The following is an 18347-nucleotide window of genomic DNA, read 5'->3' on the forward strand; positions in this document are numbered from 1 at the left end:
GGCCCGGACACCGCCGCGCCGCCCGCCGGTCCCCCCGCCTCCCTGCCCGCCCTGCGCGAGGCCTACCGAGCGGCCTCCCAGCTCTACGAGAAGGTCGGGGTCGGCGCGGACCTCCGCGCCGAGCAGGCACGGGCCGAGGGCGACGAGAGCGCCGCACGCGCCGCCCTGGACCGGCTCACCAACAAGGTCCGCGCCCGCGCCGCCCAGCTCCTGGAAGATCCGGACGGCGCCGACGGGCCCTCCCGGCAGGCCGCCGCGGCCCGCGCCGAGGCCCTGGTCCAGATGCTGGAGTCCCGCGCATCGGCTGCCAGCGAGCAGCTCGGCAGGCTGCGCGGCGAGGCCGAGCGGCTGGGCCCCGGAGAGGGCCGGGACGCCTACACCGAACTGCCGCGGGATCTGGTCCCCGCCGACGCCGAGCAGGCCCAGACCCTGCTGCGCGGCGCCAACACCGAACTGGCCGCCCGCACCGACGCGCTGGAGGCCGCCCGCGCCGCCCATGCCGAGCTGCTGCGCACCCAGCGCGCAGCCGAGGACGCCGCCGGGGCCTTCGACGAACTGGCGGCCATGCTCCGCGACCTGCTGCGCGACCCGCACGGTACGGGCGGTACGGGTACGGAGGAGGGTGGGGAGCGGCCCGAGCCGTACGGCGGCGTCCTCGACCAGGCCCGGCAGACGGCCGCCGAGGCCCGCCGTTCCCTGCGCGGCTGCGCCGCGGACCTCACCGCCGCCGAGTCGGCCGTGCGCGAGGCGAGCGACGTCCTGGTACGGCACGCCAACTCCACCCGCTACGAACAGGTGCGAACCCCAGCCCGCCAGCAGATCCGCGAGCTGCCGGCCGCCGCCCTGCCCGACCACGCCGCCTCCTGGGCCGCCGCCTTCGAGCCCCGTCTGCGCGTCCTGACCGACGAGCTGGAACAACTGGAACGCAACCGGGACAGCATCGTGGACCGGCTGCGCGGCCTGGTGGAGTCCTCGCTTGCCACCCTCCGCTCCGCGCAGCGCCTGTCCCGGCTCCCCGACGGACTGGGGGAGTGGTCCGGCCAGGAGTTCCTGCGCATCCGCTTCGAGGACCCCGACCAGGCCGCCCTCACCGGATGGCTGGGGGAAGTCATCGACGAGGCCACCCGGGCGGCCGTCCGCCGCAACTCCGACCTGCGCCGGGACGGCATGACGCTGTTGCTGCGGGGCGTACACGCCGCCCTCCGGCCGCGCGGGGTGTCGGTGGAGATCCTCAAGCCCGACGCGGTGCTGCGCGCCGAGCGGGTGCCGGTCGGGCAGATGGGGGACGTCTTCTCCGGCGGCCAGTTGCTGACCGCGGCCATCGCCCTGTACTGCACGATGGCCGCGCTGCGCAGCAACGACCGGGGCCGCGACCGGCACCGGCACGCGGGCACGCTCTTCCTCGACAACCCCATCGGCCGGGCCAACGCCACCTATCTGCTGGAGCTCCAGCGCGCGGTCGCCGACGCGCTGGGCGTCCAGCTCCTCTACACCACCGGCCTGTTCGACACCACGGCGCTGGCGGAGTTCCCGCTGGTCATCCGGCTGCGCAACGACGCCGACCTGCGGGCGGGGCTGAAGTACATCAGCGTCGAGGAGCACCTGCGCCCCGGACTGCCCGAACAGGACCCGGAGGCGGAGCCGGTGCACGGCGAGATCACCGCCACCCGGATGTTCCGCCGCCCCGCCGCCGGCCGGCCACAGGAGGTGCCGCCCTCCGTACCGGCGCCGACCGCCCCCGGCGAGGAGACCACCACGGCGGGCGCGTCCGGCGTCCCCGGCTGAGGCCCGGGGCCGTCAGCCGTGTCTCCGGCGGAACGTGCCGCGCTCGCGCGCCGCGCTGCTCGGCGTGGAGATCACCCCGTTGCGCTGGTTCCACATCTGCCGGGTGACCCACACGTCCAGCACGCCCCAGGTGGTGACCACCGTGCTCGCCACCGCCGCGAGCACCATGGGGAGGGCCAGCCACACCCGCGCCAGGGAGCACAGGACGGCGGCCATCACCAGCACCAGGGTCACGGCCACGAGGATGACCGCGCGCACGGCCGCCGCCCTCACCGGGTCGGGCAGCCCGGGCTCGGAGTCCATACGATCTCCACTCTCCTCGTACAACACATCCTCATCCCGGTCCGATCGAAACTGATCGAACCCACCCGGTCCCCAGTCGGCCCTGCTCAGCCCCATGCGGTCTCCCCGTGCCCTGCCGTGCGCGCGTTCCCCGCGCACCGTGCGGCATACGGCGTATCACAACACAGCGTCACAACAGCGCGCGACAGGCGCCGCAGAGGGCCCGATATTCCGGACGAGACCGCGGCCCGCCCGTTACCAGTAGTAGGCTCGCGCCGTTTGCTGAGGGAACCCATGCTCCCGCTCGACGGGGGTGGACACAGGGGAGGCCATGCGCTTTCGCGGCAAGTCGATCCGGCGGAAGATCGTGGCGCTCATGCTGGTCCCGCTGGTGGCGCTCACCTCGATCTGGGCGTTCGCCACTGTGATCACCGGCCGTGAGGCGGACCGGATGCTCGACGCCGCGGCCGTCATGGGCGAGCTCGGCGAACCGGTCCAGGAGGCAGTCCTCGCCGTCCAGGCCGAACGCCGCAGCACCCTCGTCCACCTCGCCGATCCGCGCCGCTCCGACTCCCTGACAGCCCTGCGCGACGGGCAGCGAGCCACCGACGAGGCCGTGGCGGCCCTGCGTGCCCGGGCCGGGGGCGAGGAGATCCGCGGTGAGCTGGACGGCGACCCCCGCAGGCGCCTGGACGATCTCCTGACCGCGTTCGACCGACTGGGCAGGCTGCGTGCCCGGGTCGCGGACAACACCATCGAACGCCAGGACGCCTACGACGCTTACAACGCGCTCGTCGACCCCTGCCACACCTTCCTCACCGGCGTGCGCGGTGTCGACGACATCCGGCTGGAGAGGGAGGGCCGCGCTCTCATCGGACTCTCCCGCGCCCGCGAGTACCTCTCCCGCCAGGACGCCCTGCTGGCTGCCGCTTTCACGGCCGGCCGGATGACCGGGGATCAGCTGCGGGCCGTGTCCGACCGGGTGGCCGAACGCGAACTCGCCTACCGCACGCATCTGTCGATGCTGTCCGCCGAGGACCGGGAGGGGTACCAGAGGTTCTGGTCCGGCACCGACGGCCGGACACTGCGCGCGGCCGAGGATTCGATCATCGGCGCCGGCGCCGGGGGAGCGCTGAAGGCATTCGACGCGGAGCGCTGGCAGAAGACATCCGGCGCCGTCCTGGAGGAACTGCGGCGCATGGACCGGGAGACCGGCGAGCGCTACCACCGGCGGGTCGAGCCGGAGGTGGACTCCGTGCTGCTGCGCGCCGCGGTCGTCGGCATCCTGGGCTTCGCGGCCGTCGTCGTCTCCGTGGCCGTCTCCCTGCGCATCGGCCGCGGCCTGGTCCGCGACCTCGGTGCCCTGCGCAGGGAGGCGGGAGAGGCGGCGGGCGTACGGCTGCCCGAGGTCATGCGGCGGCTCGCCGCGGGCGAGCAGGTCGATGTGGAGACCGAGGCACCGCGCCTGGAGTACGGACGTGACGAGATCGGGCAGGTCGGCCAGGCCCTCAACACCCTCCAGCGGTCCGCCGTCGAGGCCGCCGTCAGACAGGCGGACGTGCGGCGCGGTGTCTCCGAGGTCTTCGTCAACCTCGCCCGCCGCAGCCAGGTGCTGCTGCACCGCCAGCTCACCCTGCTGGACGCGATGGAGCGCCGCACCGAGGACCCCGGGGAACTGGCCGACCTCTTCCGGCTGGACCATCTCACCACCCGTATGCGCCGTCACGCGGAGGGCCTGGTCATCCTCTCCGGCGCCACCCCCTCCCGTCAGTGGCGCAAACCCATCCCGCTGATGGACGTCGTCCGTGCCGCCGTCTCCGAGGTGGAGGACTACGAGCGGATCGAGGTTCGAGGGCTGCCCCCGCTCGCGGTCGACGGCGCCGCCATCGCCGACCTGACCCACCTCGTCGCCGAACTCCTGGAGAACGCCACGGTGTTCTCACCACCGCACACCGCGGTCCAGGTACTCGGCGAGAGGGTTCCCAGCGGCTTCGCCCTGGAGATCCACGACCGGGGTCTGGGCATGTCCCCCGACGCGCTGCTGGAGGCCAACCTCAGGCTCTCCGAGGCCCCCGACTTCCGGCTCTCCGACACCGACCGGCTCGGCCTGTTCGTCGTCTCCCGGCTCGGTCGGCGCCAGAACGTCCGCGTCTGCCTGCAGCCCTCTCCCTACGGCGGCACCACCGCCGTCGTGCTCATCCCCGGCGCGCTGCTCACCGAGATCCCCGCCGCCCCCCGGGACGCGGTGGCGGCGGGGGAGGAGGCCGGCGACGCCGGGCACCGCACGGACGGCGTCCGGACCGCCGCGGGGCTTCCGCTGCGCGGCGCTCGGCCCGTCATCGCGGCGGCCCGGTCCGGTCCGGCCGAACCGGGGTCGCGAGAAGGGGGATCCGAGGAGACCGGCGGAGGCGTCGGGGCCCTGCTGCGCGAGCCCCCGGCCGGCCACCGCGGCGAACCGCCGCCGCGGCCCCCGCTCCGCCGCCCGCCCGGTGAGGGAGGCGGCACCGGATTCGTCAGGGAGCTCCGGCCCGGAGCCCACCGGTCCCCGGAGGAGAACCGGGACCAGGACCACGGCCGGGACCGGGGAAGGGACGCGGACCGCGCCCGCGCCCGGATGGCTTCGCTCCAGCACGGACTGCGGCGCGGGCGGCAGCAGAGCGTGAACTCTCCCGGCGACACGGGTGTGGGCGACTCCGGGGACGGGAACGGCTCGGACGGTGGGACCGGTTCGGGCGACAGGACACCGCGACCGACACACTGGAGGGGGACGGCCGATGACCACAGTGCACTGCACCGTGGAGGGCGCCATCCGAGCGACGGGTGAGCCGGGTCGGCTCCCGGGCGCTCCGGTGGCCCCGGCCCGGTGTGTCGCGGCCGGTGCGGGGTGAGTCCGCCATGACGGACCGCTGGTTCGACGACGCCGCCGGACCGGTGGTCCGGCCGTACGCCATGACGCGCGGCCGCACCCGCAGCGCGACCGGAAGCCGTATCGATCCGGTCGCGCTGGTGATCGCCGAAGAGGTGGACGGCCTCCCGGACGCGTCTTCGGGCGCCGGGCCGACCGGAGACGGCGGGACCCGGCTCCCGGCCGGCGGCCCGCGCGATGCCGCTGCCGCGGGCGGCGAGGCCGCCGTCCTCGGCCCGGAGCATCTCGACATCGTCGCCCGGTGTCGGCGGGCCCCTCAACCGGTCGCCGAACTGGCGGCCGTGCTGGACCTGCCGCTGGGCGTCGTACGCGTTCTGGTCGGGGATCTCGTCGAGGCCGAACTGGTTCGCGTCACCCGTCCCGTGCCCCCGGCCGAGCTGCCGGACGAGCGTATTCTGCGCGATGTGATCAACGGCCTGCGGGCGCTCTGAACTTCTTCCGGACCCCCTCCGGTGCCGCGGCCGGTCCGCTCAGGCCGGTCCGGTCCGGCCCGCCGCCCCGGCCACGGGGTGGTGAGCCTCGACCGGGTCCTGGAGCAGACGTGCCTCCACCCGTCCGTCCACCAGCCGGGTCTCGAAGACCGGCTGGGGAGAGGTCGCGGGCCCCTTCACGTTCCAGCCGTCCGCCAGGCGGAAGACGCTGCCGTGCCAGGGGCACCGCACGCATCCGTCTGCGACTGTGCCCTGCGACAGCGGCCCGGCCATGTGGCTGCACCGTTCGGCCAGGGCGTGCACCTGTCCGCCGGGCTCGCGTACGACGACCACCGGAGTCTCGCCCACATACCGCCTGACCGGCTCGCCGACCGGCAGGTCCGCCATATCGCCGACGGGGTGCCAGCCGGGCTCGACCACGGCGGGCACCTGCTCGGCGTGGTTGACGGCGGCGGCCTGCCGGTACGCCAGGTGGCCACCCAGGGCCCCTCCCGCGCTCACCACGGCCAGCCCCGCGAACCCCAGCAGACGGCCCCGGGCCCGCCGGCCGTGCAGCCGGGCGCTCAGCGAGGCCGAGTACAGCCCGACGGCCGTGGCGTTGGCCGCGGCGTGCACCAGCCCGACCCGCATCTGCGGTTTGCGCAGCTCGGCCCAGTCCACCCAGCCTGTCAGGGCGGCCGGGCCGGCGGACGCCAGGCCCACCCCCACCAGGACATCGGCGGCGCGGCGCTGCCCGGGCAGCAGGTCGAGCACGGCGGCGGAAATCCAGGTTCCGATGGGGATCTGGACCATCAGCGGGTGCACCGCGTGGCCCAGCCAGCGTCCGTGCAGGGCGTCGCGTGCGCCGCCCAGCGGAAGCGCGCGTACGGCACGCCGCAGCGGTCCGAGGGCGGCGTCGAGACGAGGGGTGCTCTCCAGCCTCTCCACCGTGGTCAGCACCCGTCCCGGGCGCTCGGGATCCGGAAGTACGGAACGGGCGGCGGAACGGGCGGCCGAGAGGGCTGTGCGGAGGTTCTGATAAACAGGCATACCGCCCAGTTCCCTGACGATACCGCCCGTAAACGACCCGCCGAGGTGGCAGGAGGCCGCGCCCGGCCGCCCCCGGTGGTGGTTGGCCGGATTTCTTCCCGGCCGTTCCGGGGACTTGTCGTCACAGCGCCGGTAAGGAACGATCGCTTGCTCCGACGGGCGGCACCGCGAGGTGCGGGCCGCACTGCGAGATGCGGAGGAAGAACCGATGGTCTTCGCGGACTCCGGCGCCTGCCGGGAGCGCCGGGGGAACGCCGCCACCGCCCCGCCGATGGCACTGAAGGTGCTGGTGGCAGGCGGTCCCGGAGCGGGTAAGACCACTCTGGTCGGCTCCGCCAGCGAGGTCGGACCCCTGCGTGCCGAGGATTTCCTGGGCGGGGCCCGCCTCCCGTACGGCCGACCGGGACGGATGCGGGAAGCGGCGGAAGCGGAGGAGGCCGATGCGCACAGGGCCACCGTCGCCATGGACTTCGGCCGTATCACCCTGAGCGGGCGGTTGACCCTCTGCCTCCTCGCAGCCCCGGGGCAGGAGTGCTTCCGTCCCCTGTGGGAGGAGCTGGTCCCGGGGGCGCTCGGTGCGGTGCTCCTCGCCGACATCCGCCGCCCGCGGGACTGTCTCGGCGCACTCGACCGCCTTCAACGCCACGCCGTCCCCTACGCCGTGGCGGTCAACTACTCCGACGGCGCCGGCCGGCCCCCGAAGGGGGCGGTGCGTGCCGCGCTGGGGCTGGACGCGACGGTGCCGGTCCTGCCGTGCGACGTGCGCGACCGCGGCTCCGTGCGCGAGGTACTGGCCTCGGTCGTCGAGCACGCCATGACCGCGGGCGCCCCCTGACCCGGGCGTTCCGCGCCCGGGCGCTCCCCGGCCGGGAACACGTGTCTCGGCGGCCCCGGACCCGGGACCGCCGAGACGCCGGCGGGGACACTCAGCCGCCGTCCTCCTCCCAGCCGAAGCTGCGCTCGACGGCTTTGCGCCAGTTGCGGTGCTCCCGCTCACGGACCTCCGCGTCCATCCGCGGGGTCCACTCGGCGTCCTTCCTCCAGTGTGTCCTGAGCTCCTCCAGGTCCGACCAGACCCCGGTGGCCAGACCGGCCGCGTACGCTGCGCCCAGGCAGGTGGTCTCGGAGACCACCGGCCGGATCACCGGCACGTCCAGCACATCAGCCTGGTGCTGCATCAACAGCCCGTTGGCGGTCATGCCGCCGTCCACCTTGAGGCTGGTGATCTCGACCCCGGAATCCTGGTACATCGCGTCGACGACCTCACGCGTCTGCCAGCTCGTCGCCTCCAGCACGGCCCGTGCCAGATGCGCCTTGGTGACGTACCGGGTCAGACCGGTGACGACGCCGCGTGCGTCCGAGCGCCAGTACGGGGCGAACAGTCCGGAGAAGGCCGGGACGATGTACGCGCCGCCGTTGTCCTCCACGCTCGCGGCCAGGGACTCGATCTCGGCGGCCTCCCGGATGATCCCGAGCTGATCGCGGAACCACTGCACCAGGGCGCCGGTGATGGCGATCGACCCCTCCAGGCAGTAGACGGGCCGCTCGCCGCCGAGCTGGTAGCCCACCGTGGTCACCAGACCGCTCTTGGAGGTCACCGGGCGGTGACCGGTGTTCAGCAGCAGGAACGAGCCGGTGCCGTAGGTGTTCTTGGCGTCGCCGACGTCGTAGCAGGTCTGGCCGAAGATGGCGGCCTGCTGGTCGCCGAGCGCGGAGGCGACCGGCACCCCGGTGCTCGTGCCCACCGAGGTGGTGCCGTAGACCTCGGCCGAGGGGCGGATCTCGGGCAGCATCGCCTCGGGAATGCCCATGGCCTCCAGAATCGAGGAGTCCCACTGGAGGGTCTCCAGGTTCATCAGCATGGTCCGGCTGGCGTTGGTGACGTCCGTGACGTGCACACCGCCCTCCGTGCCGCCGGTGAGGTTCCAGACCAGCCAGGAGTCCATGGTGCCGAAGGCGATCTCGCCCGCGGCGGCGCGCTCGCGCAGCCCGGGCACGTGCTTCAGCAGCCAGGCAGCCTTCGGCCCGGAGAAGTAGCTGGCCAGCGGGAGCCCGGTCCGGTCGCGGAAGCGGTCCTTCCCCACGTCGCCGCCCAGCTCCCGGCAGAGGGCGGAGGTTCGGGTGTCCTGCCAGACGATGGCGTTGTGGACCGGCTTGCCGGTGGCGCGGTCCCACAGCACGGTCGTCTCGCGCTGGTTGGTGATGCCCAGCGCACTCAGGTCGCGGCCGCGCAGTCCCGCCTTGGCGAGCGCTCCCGCGACCACGGCCTGGACCTTGGACCAGATCTCGGTGGCATCGTGCTCCACCCAGCCGGGTTTGGGGAAGATCTGCCGGTGCTCGCGCTGGTCGACGGCGACGATCGCGCCATCGTGGTCGAAGATGATGCAGCGGCTCGACGTGGTGCCCTGGTCGATCGCGGCGACGTGGGTGGCTGCGGTGTCCGTCATGGCGGTTCCTCCGGTCCCCTTCTGCTGGTCGTCCTCGGTCCTTCCCGCTCTCCCCGGTATCCCTCCGGCCCTTCGGGCCCGGATCAGAAAGCGATGTTGTAGACGAGTGCCCCGAGGACGCCTCCGATGATCGGCCCCACCACAGGAACCCAGGAGTACCCCCAGTCGGAGGTGCCTTTGTTGGGGATGGGCAGCAGTGCGTGGGCGATGCGGGGGCCCAGGTCGCGGGCCGGGTTGATGGCGTAGCCGGTGGGACCGCCCAGTGACAGGCCGATCCCGACGACCAGCAGCGCGACGATGAGGAGCGTGGTGCCGGACTCGCCCAGTCCTTCGGTCAGGCCGAAGGCCAGGATCGGCAGCACCAGGGCGATGGTCGCGATGATCTCGGTGATCAGGTTGGCCGCCGGGCTGCGGACCTCCGGGATCGTCGAGAAGATGCCGAGGGTCGGCGTCGCGGTCTCCTTGTCGCGGTTCAGCGCGAACTGCGAGTAATAGACCAGCCATGCCAGTACGGCGCCGAGCACCGCGCCGACTATCTGCCCCGCGATGTAGACCGGGACCTTGTCCCAGTTCTCCCCCGTCTGGGTGGCGATGCCCACGGTCACGGCGGGGTTGATGTGCCCCCCGGACAGCGGTGCCGCGGTGTAGGCGCCCGTGAGCACCCCGAAGCCCCATCCGAAGGCGATGACGATCCAGCCCGCGTTCTGCGCCTTGGAACGGTTGAGGGTGATGGCGGCGTTGACTCCCGCGCCGAAGAGGATCAGGAGGCCCGTTCCGATGATCTCGCCGATGAAGATGTCGCTGTTGGGAAGGTTCATTGCCGCTCCTCCATGCCGTCACCCCGGGCAGTGGCCCCGGGCGTCCCTGCGGGGTGCGCTGTGGTGTGCCGGCGAACCCGGCGACACGGCACAGCCGTGCCCCACCCGGCGTCCGCGGCGAGCGTGCGTGTCCGGCGGGACCGCCCCGGGAAGCGTCCGGTCATGAAGACCGACATGCGGCGATACCGTCTGATAATCGGAAGTGTTCACCCGGGGAGGAGGAGCGTCAAGGCAACCCGCGGAGCGAGGCGTACCCACGCCGTCCCGTACCCCACGGCACGCCCCACGGCCGATCGCGCGGGCCACACCGGCCCTCCCGGCCAGGCGGCCTGACACCCCGGCATCCCGCCCGGAGGCGGCTCAGCCCACGCGCGGGCGGGGCGTCCGGGTGAGCCGGTCACATCCCGGAGCATCCTCCATCCGGCTGTCGGCCAGAGCCCTGATCACCTCGGCCAACCGCACCACCCCCACGCAGCGCCCCGCCTCGTCCACGACCGCCACGTCGTCGGCCGTACGGCCGCTGTCCCCGGCGGCCACCACGTCGAGCACCTCCCAGGCGGTGGCGCCCACCCGGACCGTGCGCGGCCGGTCCGCCAGCCGGAGCGCGGGCCGGTCGGCGTACAGGGCGTGGCCGTACCGGCCCGACATGGCCAGCAGGAAGCGGTCCCGGTCCACCGCGCGCACCGGCACCCCGTCGGGATCCACCAGCATCACCCCGGTCACCTCCGGCGATCCGGTGAGCAGCGCCCGCACCTGGGAGGCGGAGGCCGACAGGGGCAGCAGGGCCGCCGGGTGCAGGAACTCCGCGACCGGCGGACCCTGCGAACCCGTCCCGGCCGGCGGAGCGGCGGGCGGGCAGACCGGTACACGGACCTCGACGGCCGGGCGGCGTGCGGGCGGAGCGAACAGGTGACCCTGCGCCAGGTGTGCGCCGACCGCCCGCGCGAACGTGTACTGCAACTCGGTCTCCACCCCCTCGACGGCCAACAGGGCTCCGACGCCGTCGCAGAACCGCCGCAGTCCGGCGACCGCCGCCCGGTAGGCGGGCCGGTGCGGCAGCCCGGCCACGACCGCGGCGTCCACCTTGAGCAGGTCGGGAGAGAGGTCGGCGAGCAGCAGCAGCGGCGGGTCCCCGGAACCGACCCCGTCCACACAGATCCGGAAGCCCTCCTCGCGCAGAGCGCCGACCGCCGACACCAGCGCCTCGCGGTGCACGGACTCACCGCGGTGCGCCGACGACGGCCGCGGGACGATGTCGAGCGTCACCTCCCACGGGCGGCGGCCGGCGTCCCGTGCGGCCCGGCGCAGCGCGGCGAGGTCGCCGAGCCCGGCGAGGGTGGTGGCGAAGACGTTGACGTGGAGGGGCAACAGCCCCTCCAGTCGCGCGGCGGACCGCAAGGCCAGCGCGGCCAGCTCGGCGTCCAGCTCCGGGTCGCGGCACGCCTCGGCCACGACATCGCCCCTCTCGGAGCGCGCCAGGGCCTCCAGGGCCGTCACGGAACCGGTTCGGAGGTCCACGACCGGCTGGTAGGCGAATCGGAGTTGGCTCGTCCAGGCACGCACGGCACCAGCATGCTGCCCTCCCGAGGAGCCGTAGGGGGTGTTCGTACAGAGTTCACGAGCATTTCCGCGGCGCGGGCACCGCCCCGCGGGCAGGCGGAGGACCCGGGAAACGCGACGAACGGATGACAGTGCGCCGCACCCAGAACCGCCGCGGAACGGCAGGCGGCACCACCACCGGACGACGGCGGTACGGGACCCACGGGGGCGGTGCCGCTCCGCCGGCCGTGCGCCCCGCGCCCGGCACCACCGCACGCGGGGCGGCGCGCACCACGGGAGGGGGCCGGCTCAGCGCCCGGTGAGCGACCTGCTGTGCACGGGGAAGTCGAAGTAGGTGTCGGGGAACGGCTCCTGCCGGAAGGTGTAGTGCCACCACTCGGCCTCGTAGTTCACGAAACCCACCTCCTCCAGCGACTCCTTCAGCAGCAGCCGGTTGGCCCGCTGTCCGCCGGTGATCCGCGGGTCCAGGGTGTGCGACAGGGTGTCGAAGCAGTCGTAACCGGTCCCCATGTCCACCGAGCTGTCCGGGAAACGCTCCCGGGGAGACGCGAAGCACGGTGTCAGCGGCTCACCGGGTACATACGGCCGGGTCGGCCAGGCGGGCAGCCGCACCAGGGTCAGGTCGACGGTGCTGCCCCGGCTGTGCCCGGAGCGCTCGGCGATGTACCCGTCCGAGAACAACCGAGTCTTGTCCACCCGGGGGTAGAACTCCTCCTTCATCCGCTGGTCGCCGAGGTCCTGCGCCCACGCCAGGAAGTGGTCCACGGCCCGCTGCGGGCGGTAGCAGTCGTAGACCTTCAGCGAGTACCCCCGCCACAGCAGCTTCCACTGCGCCCGGCGCAGGGCCTCGGCGGCGTCGCGGGTCAGCAGACACGTCGGCTTGCGGTACCCGTCGACGGGATCGCCGACGAAGTTGTGCGCGGTGGTGTATCGGATCTCCTGGAGGATCGTCGGATCCACCTCGGAGAGCGCCACGAACTCCGCCGGAGCCTTCGGCTCCGACTCGGCCCGCGCGGACGGCGCCGCGGTGACGAGGACGGCTGGAGCGAGGAGCACGGCGAGCACGAGGAGGACCGCGGCCGCCGGGGAGCGCGCCCCGGGCATTCGCGCGACGGGTTCCCCGGCCGGCCGTGCGGACGGCGAAGTGATCGGTTCCCTGATCGGCATGACCCCTCCGTCCACCAGGTGCCGGTGTGTTCCGGAAGACCGCCCACGCGCCCCGCGCGCAGGCTCCGCGCCTTCCCGCGCGCTCACGCTCCCGTGCCGCGCACCCGCACCGGGTACCCCACTTCCGAGCCCCCCTCCCGCGCCACCACCGTCTCCTGGCCCAGCATCCGTACCGAGAACCGCTCCAGCTCCACCCGGCCGAAGCCGTCCCCCGGGTCCGCGGCCACCACGCCGCCACCCGTACGCCCGGGAGGCGGCGCCCACACCTCCAGCTCGATCCCGCCCTCCGGGCCGGCCACCGGCACCACCGATCCCGCCCGGGCCAGCACCGGGATCCGTGCCCGCGGAGCCTCGACGACCACCCGGCCCGGGCCCCTGTGAACCCGCCCCGTGGCCGTGTCGTACCACCGCCCGCGCGGCAGCCGCACGGTACGGCGCACCACTCCCGGCTCCAGTACCGGAGCCACCAGCAGCGCGTCCCCCAGCAGGAACGCGTCCTCGCACTCCCGCAGCATCCTGTCCTTCGGCGCGGCCCACCACAGCGGGCGCACGTACGGAGCCCCCGAGCGGTTCGACAGCCGGGCCAGCGTCGCGAAGTACGGCAGCAGCCGTTCCCGCTCGCGCAGCGCCGCCCGTGCGTGCTCCAGCACCTCCGGGCCGAACTCCCACGGCTCCGGACGCGCGGGCCCCGGCACGGCGGGGGTGCGGAACAGCGGCAGGTACGCGGCCAGCTGGAACCAGCGCAGATACAGCTCGGGCGACGGCCGGGGTGTCCCTGCCGGACCCCCGACGTCCGCACCGCAGTACGGCACCCCGCACAGCCCCAGACCGATCACCTGGGCGAGCGCGTCCCGCAGTCCCTCCCAGCCGGCCGACGTCTGGTCCGTCCAGGAGCCGCCGTAACGCTGCAGACCCGCCCAGCCCGAGCGTGACAGCAGCAGCGGCCGCTCATGGGGGCGCAGGCCCCGCAGCGCGTCGAAGCCCGCACGGGCCATCTCCAGGGCGTAGACGTTGTGCGCCTCCCGGTGGTCGCCGCCGCGCGACTCCAGGCAGTGCCCGGCCGACCGCGGCAGTGTCGGATCACCGAAGGCCGTCAGGGAGACCGGATCGTTCATCTCGTGGCAGAACCCGGCGAACCCCTGCGCCAGCCGTTCGGAGTACAGCCCTCCCCACCACTTGCGCACCCGCGGATCGGTGAAGTCCGGGTACACCGCCTCGCCCGCCAGGCCCAGCCCGCGCACCGGCCCGCCCTGCGGATCCCGGACGAAGGCGTCCTCGCCGAGCCCGTCCTCGTACACCGCCTCACCCGGCTCCACCCGCACCGCGGGGTCGACGCACGACACCAGCCGCACCCCGTCACCCTCCGGCCCGCGCAGCGAGGCCGCCAGGGCCGGCAGGTCCGGAAACCGTCCCGAGTCCACCGTGAACCCCCGCCGCCGCCGGTGGTGGCCCGCCCCCAGATGCACGGCGCTCAGCGGCAGTCCCCGCTCGGCGTACCCCTCCACCACACGCCGCACCTCGCGCTCGCCGCCGGCCCCCCACAGACCCGCCTGGTGGCCCAGCGCCCACTGGGGCGGCAGTACGGGCGCACCCGTCAGCGCCCGCCAGCCGTGCAGCACCCGTGAGGGCGTACCCGTCAGTACCCAGTAGCGCAGCGGACCGCCCGCCATCCGCACCTCGCACCGGCCCGGCCGGTCGTGACCGGAACCCGCGCCCTCCAGACCCTCGCGCAGTGTCACCAGGCCGTCCCAGGAATTGTCGTGGAAGAGCAGATGACCGCCCGCGTCCGCCACCACCCACAGCACCGGCATCGTCAGCGACCGCGCGCCGCGCCCCGCCCGGAACGGGACCGGGCCCGCGTTCCACAGCCGGTACGGACCACCACGCAGCCCCGGCCCCGGCGCCCGCCCGCCCAGGCCGAAGAACCGCGCGTCCGCCGGCACCTCCGAGCGCTGCGTCCACCGGCTCCCCGCACCGCCCTCCACGCCCCCCTCCGCGGCGTCCGCCGGCTCCCACCAGCGCGGCGGCAGATCACGGCGCAGCACCACGCCGCCCGGAGTGCGCACCTCCACCGCACCCAGCCGGGTCACGGTCACCAGCACCCGCTCGGAGACCACCCGCCAGCCGCCGTCCTTGTCCGGCTCCAGCACCGCCCGCGGATCCGCCTGCGGATACGTGCCCGCCAGCGCGTACGACGGCTCGGGCGCCGCACCGTCCCAGCCGCAGAACACCATCCCGCCCGCCGTCACCCGAACTCGCAGCGATGACCGCTCGAAGCGCACCACACCGCCGCCCGGCCGCGGCTCGGCCCCCAGCGCCGGACCCGGCACCCGCGCCCGCTCCCGGCCACCGCGCGGCAGCGCCCGGGCGTCCGTACGCCGGCCCCGCCACGCGGTCCGAGCCGCACGCAACCCCCGCGCCGCACCGACCAGTCTCATCGACCGCACCAGGTCACGTGCATCCATGCTGATCAGAGTGCCATCACCGGTAAGCGGCCGGTGTCACGTTCAACCACCGTTCACCGGGCGTCCTCCCGTGGTTGCCCCACACCGTCCGGCCCCCCGGTATGGGGGATCGGACCTGGTGCGGAAACCGATCACATGGCACAGTCCTGCACAGCCGCCGCGCACCCGCACGCCCCCGGCCACCATCCCAGGGGCCGAGCGGTGCGGGGAGACGAACGCACACGAAGCGTGGAAAACAGCCCGGGAGCCGCCATGACCGCCGCGCACAGCGCCGCACCGACGACCGCAGACCAGCCGGAGCCCCTGTGGAGCCCCGGCCCAGACCGGATCGAGGGCGCCCGGATCACCCGCTTCCAGGCGTGGGCCGCCGAACGCTTCGGAGCCCCGGCCGCGGTCCCCGCGGACCCGGCCGCGAGCTACGCCGCGCTGCACCAATGGTCCGTCGAGGAGCTCGAAGCCTTCTGGCAGGCGGTCGCCGAGTGGTTCGACGTACGCTTCGCCGCCCCGTACGAGACCGTCCTCGCCGACCCGGCCATGCCCGGCGCCCGCTGGTTCCCCGGCGCCACCCTCAACTACGCCGAGCACGCCCTGCGCGCAGGCGAGGACCCGGCCCGCGCCGACACCCCCGCCCTGCTGTACGTCGACGAGAGCCACGAGCCGGTCCCCGTCACCTGGGCGCAGCTGCGCCGCCAGGTCGGCTCGCTCGCCGCCGAACTGCGCCGCCTCGGGGTGCGCCCCGGCGACCGCGTCAGCGGCTACCTGCCCAACATCCCCCAGGCCGCCGTCGCCCTGCTGGCCACCGCCGCCGTCGGAGGCGTGTGGACCTCCTGCGCCCCCGACTTCGGCGCCCGCAGCGTCCTGGACCGCTTCCAGCAGGTCGAACCCGTCGTCCTGTTCACCGTCGACGGCTACCGCTACGGTGGCAAGCAGCACGACCGCACCGGCACCGTCGCCGAGCTGCGCCGCGAGCTGCCCTCCCTGCGCGCCGTCGTCCACATCCCCCTGCTCGGCACCCCGGCTCCCGAGGGCACCCTGGAGTGGGACGTCCTGACCGCCACCGACGGCACGCCGGCCGAACCGGTCTTCGAACACGTACCCTTCGACCACCCGTTGTGGGTGCTGTACTCCTCCGGCACCACCGGACTGCCCAAGGCCATCGTCCAGTCCCAGGGCGGCATCCTGGTCGAGCACCTCAAACAGCTCGGCCTCCACTGCGACCTCGGCCCCGGGGACCGCTTCTTCTGGTACACCTCCACCGGCTGGATGATGTGGAACTTCCTCGTCTCCGGCCTGCTCGCCGGCGCCACCGTCGTCCTCTACGACGGCAGCCCCGGCCACCCCGGCACCGACGCCCAGTGGCGCGTGGCCGAACGCACCGGTGCCACCTTCTACGGCACCTCCGCCGCCTACATCATGGCCTGCCGCAAGGCCGGCGTCCGCCCCGGCCGCGACCTCGACCTCTCCCGAGTCAGGTGCGTCGCCACCACCGGCTCCCCCCTCCCCCCCGACGGATTCCGCTGGATCCACGACGAGGTCGCCCAGGACATGTGGATCGCCTCCGTCAGCGGCGGCACCGACGTGTGCAGCTGCTTCGCCGGCGCCGTCCCCGTACTCCCCGTCCACATCGGCGAACTCCAGGCCCCCGGCCTGGGCACCGACCTGCGGTCCTGGGACCCGCACGGCAGGCCGCTCGTCGACGAGGTCGGCGAGCTGGTCGTCACCCGCCCCATGCCGTCCATGCCGATCCGCTTCTGGAACGACCCGGACGGCTCCCGCTACCACGACAGCTACTTCGAGATGTTCCCCGGCGTGTGGCGACACGGCGACTGGACCACCCTCACCTCGCGTGGCACCGTCGTCATCCACGGCCGCTCCGACTCCACCCTCAACCGGCAGGGTGTCCGCATGGGCTCGGCCGACATCTACGAGGTGGTCGAACGTCTCCCGGAGATCCGCGAATCCCTCGTCATCGGCGCGGAACAGCCCGACGGCGGCTACTGGATGCCCCTGTTCGTCCACCTCGCCCAGGAAGCCGTCCTCGACGACGCCCTGCGCGACCGGATCAGGCGGTCCATCCGCGAACAGCTCTCGCCCCGACACGTCCCCGACGAGATCATCGAGGTCGAGGGCGTCCCCCACACCCTCACCGGCAAGCGGCTGGAGATCCCGGTCAAGCGTCTCCTCCAGGGCGCCGACCTCGACAAGGCGGTCAACCCCGGCTCGGTCGACGACATCGGGCTCCTGCGCTTCTACGAGCGCCTGGCCCGGGAACGCCGCACCCCCTGAACCTCCCCAGAGCCCGTTGTCAGCCCCCTCGGCTACCGTGAGTCACCAGATGAACACGGGATCGAGGGGGAGCTGACATGACACACCGCGAAAGGCGCGAGCGCCGCCGTCCTGAGACGGTACGACGGGCTCTGCGCCGCGAGGCGCCCAGTACGGTCGCCGTCGTGGCCGACCCGGCCGGCTTCGCGGCCATGCGCCGCTACACCACATTCGCCTTCGACGATCACCACCGCTACCTGCGGCAGACGGAAGGACTGCTGCGTTCGCTCACCGCCCAGGGCGTCCACACCCGCGTCGGCCTCTTCGAACCGGACGACTACGCGCACTTCTGCTCCCAGGAACGGATCGACCCCGACACCTCCGGCAGCCGTGCGTGCTACGTGGCCGAGATCGCCGCGACCGGCGCCACCGTCCGCTACCGGGGCCAGCCCCTGGACCGGCTGCTGCCCCTGCTGCTCGACGGCTGGGAGCGACAGGGGACCGGGGACCGCGCCACCGACGCCCTCACCGGCCTCGGTCCCTGCCCCGGCTGCGGAGAAGATCTGGGACGAGAGGCACTCGACGCCGCCTCCGGCATTCTGGACCGGCTCGGCGCCGGAGCCGGTCCGGGCGCCCACCACCTGGTGTGCAGCGTCACCGGGGCCACCGGACCCCTGGTCGCCGTCCTCCACATCGAGCGCACACCGCGCGGCGGCAAGGAGCAGGCCACCGCCGAGGAAACGGCCTTCCGTACGGTGCTCGCCGCGGGACTGGCCACCGGACGGCCGGGGGGAGTGGTGATGCGCACCGTCCGCGACGGCAGGGAGGAAGTGCGTGGCTGGAGCCTGAACGGCGGCCGTCTCCGCCCGCTCACCGAGGCGGAGGTCTTCTCCGCCTACTGCACCGACACCCGTACGGGGGACCCGGTCCCACCGGAACCCGGTCTCGCCTACCGGGCCGGCTTCCCACTGCCGGGACACACGGCGAAGGACCGGCGGAACGGGAGGCGGAGGGGCGGCCACTGACTCCCACCCTCCGGTTCCGGCCGGCCCGCGGCGGGCCAGCCGGAACCTCACAGGCAGGGAGGCGGGACTCACTCCCCGGAGAGCACCGACTGAGCGGCCGCCCGAGCCTGCTCACCGCCCTCCGAGGCGGGGGGGGGGGGGGGGGGG

Annotated in this window: 11 protein-coding genes and 2 pseudogenes; 6 read left to right on the forward strand and 7 right to left on the reverse strand. The window is 73.8% G+C overall.

Annotation, left to right across the window (positions count from 1 at the left end; all coding sequences use genetic code 11):
- Positions 1-1785 (forward strand): annotated as a pseudogene (locus LJ221_RS15440) (hypothetical protein); the annotation flags it as partial.
- A gap of 12 nt (positions 1786-1797) precedes the next feature.
- Here LJ221_RS15440 and LJ221_RS15445 read toward each other — a convergent pair.
- Positions 1798-2088 carry a hypothetical protein gene (locus LJ221_RS15445; protein WP_374228467.1) on the reverse strand — a complete coding sequence of 97 codons (291 nt, stop codon included), beginning with the start codon at positions 2086-2088 and terminating at the stop codon, positions 1798-1800.
- Positions 2089-2398: 310 nt separating this feature from the next.
- Here LJ221_RS15445 and LJ221_RS15450 point away from each other — a divergent pair, with 310 nt between their 5' ends.
- The gene (locus tag LJ221_RS15450; protein ID WP_241717316.1) at positions 2399-4891 is read left to right on the forward strand and encodes a nitrate- and nitrite sensing domain-containing protein; all 2493 of its coding nucleotides are present in this window, start codon (positions 2399-2401) and stop codon (positions 4889-4891) included.
- A 71-nt stretch (positions 4892-4962) separates the two neighbouring features.
- Entirely contained in the window at positions 4963-5424 is a 462-nt protein-coding gene (locus LJ221_RS15455) for a DUF742 domain-containing protein (protein WP_241717317.1), read from the forward strand.
- 39 nt (positions 5425-5463) lie between these two features.
- Here the strand turns inward: LJ221_RS15455 and LJ221_RS15460 are convergent, their stop codons facing one another.
- Complete coding sequence (locus LJ221_RS15460; protein WP_241717318.1) at positions 5464-6453, reverse strand: Rieske 2Fe-2S domain-containing protein; 990 nt, start codon at positions 6451-6453, stop codon at positions 5464-5466.
- Between the two features lie 208 nt (positions 6454-6661).
- Here LJ221_RS15460 and LJ221_RS15465 point away from each other — a divergent pair, with 208 nt between their 5' ends.
- Positions 6662-7288 (forward strand): ATP/GTP-binding protein, encoded by a 627-nt coding sequence (locus LJ221_RS15465; protein WP_241717319.1) that lies wholly within the window; start codon positions 6662-6664, stop codon positions 7286-7288.
- A gap of 91 nt (positions 7289-7379) precedes the next feature.
- Here LJ221_RS15465 and glpK read toward each other — a convergent pair whose 3' ends face one another.
- The 5 genes and pseudogenes from glpK to LJ221_RS15490 form a co-directional block, all read right to left on the reverse strand.
- Positions 7380-8900, reverse strand: coding sequence for a glycerol kinase GlpK (gene glpK / locus LJ221_RS15470; protein WP_241717320.1), 1521 nt, complete (start codon positions 8898-8900; stop codon positions 7380-7382).
- Between the two features lie 83 nt (positions 8901-8983).
- Positions 8984-9718: an MIP/aquaporin family protein gene (locus LJ221_RS15475; protein WP_241717321.1), complete on the reverse strand. Its 735-nt coding sequence runs from the start codon at positions 9716-9718 to the stop codon at positions 8984-8986.
- Between the two features lie 378 nt (positions 9719-10096).
- Positions 10097-11281, reverse strand: a pseudogene (locus tag LJ221_RS15480) (EAL domain-containing protein); the annotation flags it as partial.
- Between the two features lie 285 nt (positions 11282-11566).
- Positions 11567-12382 carry a M15 family metallopeptidase gene (locus tag LJ221_RS15485; protein WP_241717327.1) on the reverse strand — a complete coding sequence of 272 codons (816 nt, stop codon included), beginning with the start codon at positions 12380-12382 and terminating at the stop codon, positions 11567-11569.
- A 146-nt stretch (positions 12383-12528) separates the two neighbouring features.
- Positions 12529-14910: a glycoside hydrolase family 31 protein gene (locus LJ221_RS15490; protein WP_241717322.1), complete on the reverse strand. Its 2382-nt coding sequence runs from the start codon at positions 14908-14910 to the stop codon at positions 12529-12531.
- Positions 14911-15162: 252 nt separating this feature from the next.
- On the opposite strand from LJ221_RS15490, the gene LJ221_RS15495 reads away from it, so the two are divergent.
- Positions 15163-17196: an acetoacetate--CoA ligase gene (locus tag LJ221_RS15495; protein ID WP_241717323.1), complete on the forward strand. Its 2034-nt coding sequence runs from the start codon at positions 15163-15165 to the stop codon at positions 17194-17196.
- Positions 17197-17273: 77 nt separating this feature from the next.
- Positions 17274-18200, forward strand: a complete 927-nt coding sequence (locus LJ221_RS15500; RefSeq protein ID WP_241717324.1) for a hypothetical protein — start codon at positions 17274-17276, stop codon at positions 18198-18200.
- The last annotated feature ends 147 nt before the right edge of the window (positions 18201-18347 follow it).

Origin of the sequence: Streptomyces sp. CNQ085, from assembly GCF_022614595.1 — a bacterium.
Classification (GTDB): domain Bacteria; phylum Actinomycetota; class Actinomycetes; order Streptomycetales; family Streptomycetaceae; genus Streptomyces.

Coding starts and splice junctions, on each gene's coding strand:
- LJ221_RS15465 (WP_241717319.1), top strand. CDS start 6,662: ATGGTCTTCGCGGACTCCGGCGCCTGCCGGGAGCGCCGGGGGAACGCC.
- glpK (WP_241717320.1), bottom strand. CDS start 8,900: ATGACGGACACCGCAGCCACCCACGTCGCCGCGATCGACCAGGGCACC.
- LJ221_RS15495 (WP_241717323.1), top strand. CDS start 15,163: ATGACCGCCGCGCACAGCGCCGCACCGACGACCGCAGACCAGCCGGAG.
- LJ221_RS15475 (WP_241717321.1), bottom strand. CDS start 9,718: ATGAACCTTCCCAACAGCGACATCTTCATCGGCGAGATCATCGGAACG.
- LJ221_RS15500 (WP_241717324.1), top strand. CDS start 17,274: ATGACACACCGCGAAAGGCGCGAGCGCCGCCGTCCTGAGACGGTACGA.
- LJ221_RS15455 (WP_241717317.1), top strand. CDS start 4,963: ATGACGGACCGCTGGTTCGACGACGCCGCCGGACCGGTGGTCCGGCCG.
- LJ221_RS15490 (WP_241717322.1), bottom strand. CDS start 14,910: ATGGATGCACGTGACCTGGTGCGGTCGATGAGACTGGTCGGTGCGGCG.
- LJ221_RS15445 (WP_374228467.1), bottom strand. CDS start 2,088: ATGGACTCCGAGCCCGGGCTGCCCGACCCGGTGAGGGCGGCGGCCGTG.
- LJ221_RS15460 (WP_241717318.1), bottom strand. CDS start 6,453: ATGCCTGTTTATCAGAACCTCCGCACAGCCCTCTCGGCCGCCCGTTCC.
- LJ221_RS15485 (WP_241717327.1), bottom strand. CDS start 12,382: ATGCCCGGGGCGCGCTCCCCGGCGGCCGCGGTCCTCCTCGTGCTCGCC.
- LJ221_RS15450 (WP_241717316.1), top strand. CDS start 2,399: ATGCGCTTTCGCGGCAAGTCGATCCGGCGGAAGATCGTGGCGCTCATG.